A 5,400-nucleotide genomic window follows, 5' to 3' on the forward strand; every position below is an offset into this window, starting at 1 on the left:
GCTATGCCATCACTATCATCATTGGATGTAGTGTCTATGACTATGCCGTCACCGTCAGTATTAGTGATTTTATTTTTTTTTACTTCTAAGTTTTTGGAGTTGGATGTATATATTCCAGATCCTCTTATATTGTCAAGGTTATTTTCTTCAATAGCAGTATTTTCAGTGTTTTCTGTATAAATCGCGTCGCTTTCAACATTGTTGGCATTGTTTCCTTTAACTTTAGTATTATTTAATCCAGAAAGGTAAATGCCAAAATTTGCTCCACTAATATTGTTGCTATAGATGTTCACATTTTCAGATTCTCTAACAAAAATGGTTCCATCGTTAATATTTGAAATTGTATTATTTTCGATATTTAGTCCTTTAATATTATTAAATTCAAGAGCTGTATCCAAATTATCAAAAGTATTGTTGATTATGGAAATATTGCTTAAATCAGAAGCAGTAACTCCCATGTTATAATTCAGTATAGTAAATCCTTTAATTATTATGTTGTCTCCAAGAATAGTAAATACATTCATAGTAGGTTCATCACCAATAGATCCGTCAAAAACAACACCTACATCTCCAATAATAGACATGGTACGACCAATAAACAAATCAATTCCACTATAAATACCACCTAAACTAGTAGAATTAAAATACAAAATATCAATATTAATATCACTATCCAAAGCATTCTGAATATCCTCATTAGTCCAAGACTCATTAACAAACAAAGAACTAGCACTAACAGAAGATATAGAAAATGCTAAAACTATGAAAATCATCAAAATCATCAAAATTCTTTTATTACACAACATTTTAATCACCTTTAAGCATATAAATTATATTATAAAAATAGATTAGATATCAATCAGCCTCAACAATCTTACCAGTTTCATCACTTATAATCGTTTCCCCCACTTTTTTCCCAGTTTTTGAATCAACAAAGTCTACAAACCATAAACCATATCTATTAACTTCTACATTTTTAACTACAGCATTTTTTCCATAGAACTTTCTATGTTCGTTTAATATTTTGTTGGCTTCTTTAATAACATCGGCTTTTGATGTTATTGTTTTAATTTTAGGTACAATCTTATTATTTTTGGCTTTGTTTTTCTTATCGTTCTTATTTATGTCATTAGTATTTTTAGTTGTTGTATTGGAATCTGTTTTTGATTCATTTGTAGATAAATTAGAATTAATATCTGTAGAATTGTTTGCTAAAGAAGAATTATTATCTGTAATAGGCTCAGTAGTATAAGAAATCAAAGCATACATTCCAATACTAAATATTAATAATAAAGCCAATATTATTAAAACCATTATTTTTTTATTCATTATATCATGCTCCTCAAATGTCAATTATAGTGTGTGATCCATGTTTAGGTCCTTTCTTTTTAACATTAACTATACTTGTAAAAGAGTTAGATTTACTAGTTGTGTCAACCTCAATCCATTTTCCAATAAATATACCCACCCAAACATGTCCAGCTATTTTTCCACTTCTAAAAGTGCAATCATGGTAGTGAATATATTGTGATGGAATATTTGCAGTGCGGAGCATACTTATTAATAAACTAGATTGATCAACACAATTAGCCTCTCTTGAAGACAATGTGCCTGTAGCATACTTAGAACTCATATAATATTGTCTTGATTTTGGAGGGTATGCTATTTTATCTCTTACCCAATTAAAAAGTGCTTTTGCTTTGGTAGTTGAATTTAATGAACCCTCAATTTTGGATACTATGCTTTTTGTTAATGAAATAATGTTTTTGTTATTAGTAGGTGCTTTTGTAGAATGTACTAAATAATCATTATAACTTTTTAACACTTTAGAAGATTCATCAATTTTGAGATAGATACTATTATCCGATTTTTCAAAGAATCTAACAGTTTTGTTGGCTTTAGTATTCTTATTAGTCAATTTGTATGTATAGCTTATGTAAGGAGTTAAAGACTTATGATTAATAGTAGTTTTAACTGAAACAAAAAACATTATTGTTTTATTTGAAGTATTGTTGGTATATTTAGGCACTAATTTACCAATACCATATGTCCCATTAGAATGTGTAAGATTAAACCAAGTTCCAGAAATAGTAGGTTTTGCATCTAATTTTTTCCAGCCAACTCCACTGTTATTTTTTGTGGAATAATACCAGCCTTTGTTATCAACTTTATAAACATAGTCAGTAACAGCCGTAAGAGTTTTATTTACTTTCAGATTCCAATAACTAATTTTTTTAGAGTTAATTTTATAACTGTTCATGTTAATTAGGCTAGCTAAATGTGAATTTTCATGATTTGAGAAAGAAACTCTAACATTACCTCCATTTTTATTAGAAGAGGCTGTTGCTGAAGAAGTACTTTTAATTTTTGTTGATTTAGTACTGCCACCTACTGTCGATGTTGGTTTAGCGGTTTTACTTACTTTAATAGATTTTTTTATAGACCATTTTTGGTTGTTTTGAGAGTAGCTAACTTCTATAGTTATTGTTTTGATATTTTTTCCAACTGAGTATTCTCTTGTAGCCGTTCCTTTTGAGTTGGATTTAATGCTTTTTTTTAAATTATTAATGGACGAAGCGAAAGTTTTATTTGGAGTAAAATTTAAAGGAGACATTATAGTTCCATTTATGTAAGTATTTCCTTTTGTATTATATATTGCTTCTAGAATGTTATCTCCAGTTTTTAAATATGTATTTATTTTTATTTTTGTGGATGGTTTGGCTGCACTTGGGTATTTTAGATAAATTCCTATAATTTTTGCGATATTAGAGCTTATATTTATTTTAGAAATTCTTAGAGTTGCTAAGTTGTAAATTCCACTACCATAATGAGCACTATTGGAAACTATGCTTCCTCCAGTAATGTTTAGATTTTTATTTGAATATATTGCTCCACCATTGGATGTGGCTTTGTTGGACTTAAATGTAGATGATTGGATAATTAGTGGTGCATTATTATAAATTGCCCCACCATTAGTTGCTTTATTGTTACTAAAAGTAGATTTGCTAGTAATAGTTGTGGCTCCACCATTCAAATATAATGCTCCACCATTATTAGATGCACTATTTCCATTGAACTTAGATGAGGAAATTTGTAAGTTTTTAAGAGAAAAAATAGCTCCACCGTTTACCGTTGCTAGATTATCATTAAAGTTAGCCGAAACAATATTTAAAAGGTTATTAGAGTATATCACTCCACCGTTTAAAGCTCTATTTAATGAAAAATTCGAATTACTTAATATTCTAGTGGTTCCTCCATTGATATATACTGCACCACCATTAGATGTGGCATTATTTTTACTAAATATAGAAGTAGAAATATTTAAATCTTTTAAAGAATATATTGCACCACCATTAGTAGCTTTATTCTCATAAAAACTAGATTTAGAAGAAATACTACTTATTCCATTTGTATAAATAGCTCCACCAGAGTTTGTAGCAGTATTTTTATTAAAATTAGTAGCAATGATGTTTAAATCATTTAAACTGTAAATAGCTCCACCATTAGCTGATGCATTATTATTTAAAAATAAAACACTATTAACAACTAATTTATCATTACTGTAAACTCCACTACCATTAATTGCTTTATTGTTGGTGAAATTAGAATTATTTAAAATATTTACAATACCACTGTTAATATATAGTCCAGCACCATTAGAACTAGCAATATTACTTGAAAATTCAAGAGAATTAATGGTTAAATTAGAATTAGTATAAACTCCACCACCATTAATGGCTCTATTCTCATTAAAAGTAGATTTACCAGTAATAGTTGTAACTCCACCATTTAAATACAATGCACCACCATTATTAGATGCATTATTCCCATTGAAGTTAGATGAAGAGATTTGTAAGTTTTTAAGAGAGTAAATAGCTCCACCGTTACCAGTTGCAAGATTATCATTAAAATTAGCTGAAATACTTAATACACCGTTGGGGTAAATTGCACCACCGTTAACTCCGTTATTAGATGAAAAGTTTGAGTTGCTTAATATTCTAGTTGTTCCTCCATTGATATATAATGCTCCACCATTGGATATGGCATTATTTTTGCTAAATATTGAGTTAGAAATATTTAAATCCTTAAGAGCATATATGGATCCGCCATTATTTGCATTGTTAGATATAAAATTAGATTTAGAAGAAATGCTTATTTGACCATTTGTGTAAATTGCTCCGCCAGAGGTGGTAGCAGTGTTTTGTGAAAAGTTGACTGCATTAATTTGTAAATTGTTTAAAGAGTATATTCCTCCTCCGTTTATAGCCGAGTTGTTGTTAAATATAGAGTCATTTAGGTATTTAATTGGAATTTGGGTATGAATTGCTCCACCCATGTTTGTGGCAGTATTGGAGTCAAAGATTAAGTTTTTTAAGATGATTGTTTTGTTGTCATTATTTGTTCTGTTGTATAATTCTATTGCTCCACCGTTATTTGCTTTGTTAGAGGTGAAGTTAGAGTTTAGTATTGTGGCTGTTCCATTAAATATGAATATTGCTCCTGCATTACTTGCATTGTTTTGGTTAAATATGGAGTTGCTAATGGTTGCTTCAGAGTCAGAAATTCTGATTGCTCCGCCTATATTTGCACTGTTGTTAATGAATTTGCAGTTTATGATTTTAGTTCCTGTTCCATTGGTTATGGAAATGGCTCCTCCGTCATTTAGGGCGAAATTGTTAGTAAATGTTGAGTCTGTGATTGTTAAGTTTGTTGTAGCAGATCTTATTGCTCCTCCTTGAACAAAATTATCTGTGCCTGGTTGGCTTCCTAGATTGTTATTGAAAATGGAATTTTTTATTACAGAGTTATATGCTTGAGGATATATGAAAATGGCTGCTCCACTTTCTCCAGCATTATTTAAAAATGTACAGTTGTCAACAGTTATTTTAGTGTAAGTAGTGATAGCTGTTCCACCTAAAGTGTTGCCATTTCCATTAATAAATTTAATATATCTAAATGTGATATTATTTGCATTAACCCATGCTATTCTACTGATATTTTCTCCAGATAAAGTTGCAGGATTATTAGCAGAAGCACCAGTAAAAGTTAAATTTTCCTTAGTTATTCTAATTACTGAGCCATTGCTTTTAAATGTGTTTGAGCCTAATTGAACAATATCTCCAGAACTAGCAGTATTAATAATGTTATTTATGTCGTCAAAAGAATCTCCACTAACAGCAAGATTACCTGCTGAAGTTGCAGAGAAAGAAAGGGAAAACAGGAACACTAAAATTAAAAGAAAAATTCCAGCTCTCACCCCCCCCCCCCGTGCACGAATTTCCGTATGTTAAAATTAATTACATCCATTTATATCACTTATATAATATTTTTTTAAAAAAAAATAGCTGAAAAAAAATATAATCAATTAAAAGTTTAAAAAAAATGAAAATAAAAAAACAA

General features: G+C 29.4%; 3 protein-coding genes. All 3 read right to left on the bottom strand.

Translation table 11 applies throughout. The annotated features are described in order from the left end of the window. Positions 1-806, bottom strand: an 806-nt coding sequence (locus MBCUR_RS00845; RefSeq protein WP_157077489.1) for a right-handed parallel beta-helix repeat-containing protein, incomplete at its 3' end; no start/stop codon positions are given. Between the two features lie 49 nt (positions 807-855). Beyond that, a complete protein-coding gene (locus MBCUR_RS00850) occupies positions 856-1,329 on the bottom strand; it encodes a hypothetical protein (protein WP_067089041.1) in 474 nt (157 codons plus the stop codon). A gap of 13 nt (positions 1,330-1,342) precedes the next feature. Continuing rightward, positions 1,343-5,257, bottom strand: coding sequence for a transglutaminase domain-containing protein (locus MBCUR_RS00855; protein ID WP_067089044.1), 3,915 nt, complete (start codon positions 5,255-5,257; stop codon positions 1,343-1,345). Between the last annotated feature and the right edge of the window lie 143 nt (positions 5,258-5,400).

This window comes from Methanobrevibacter curvatus (genome assembly GCF_001639295.1).
Taxonomy (GTDB): domain Archaea; phylum Methanobacteriota; class Methanobacteria; order Methanobacteriales; family Methanobacteriaceae; genus Methanoflexus; species Methanoflexus curvatus.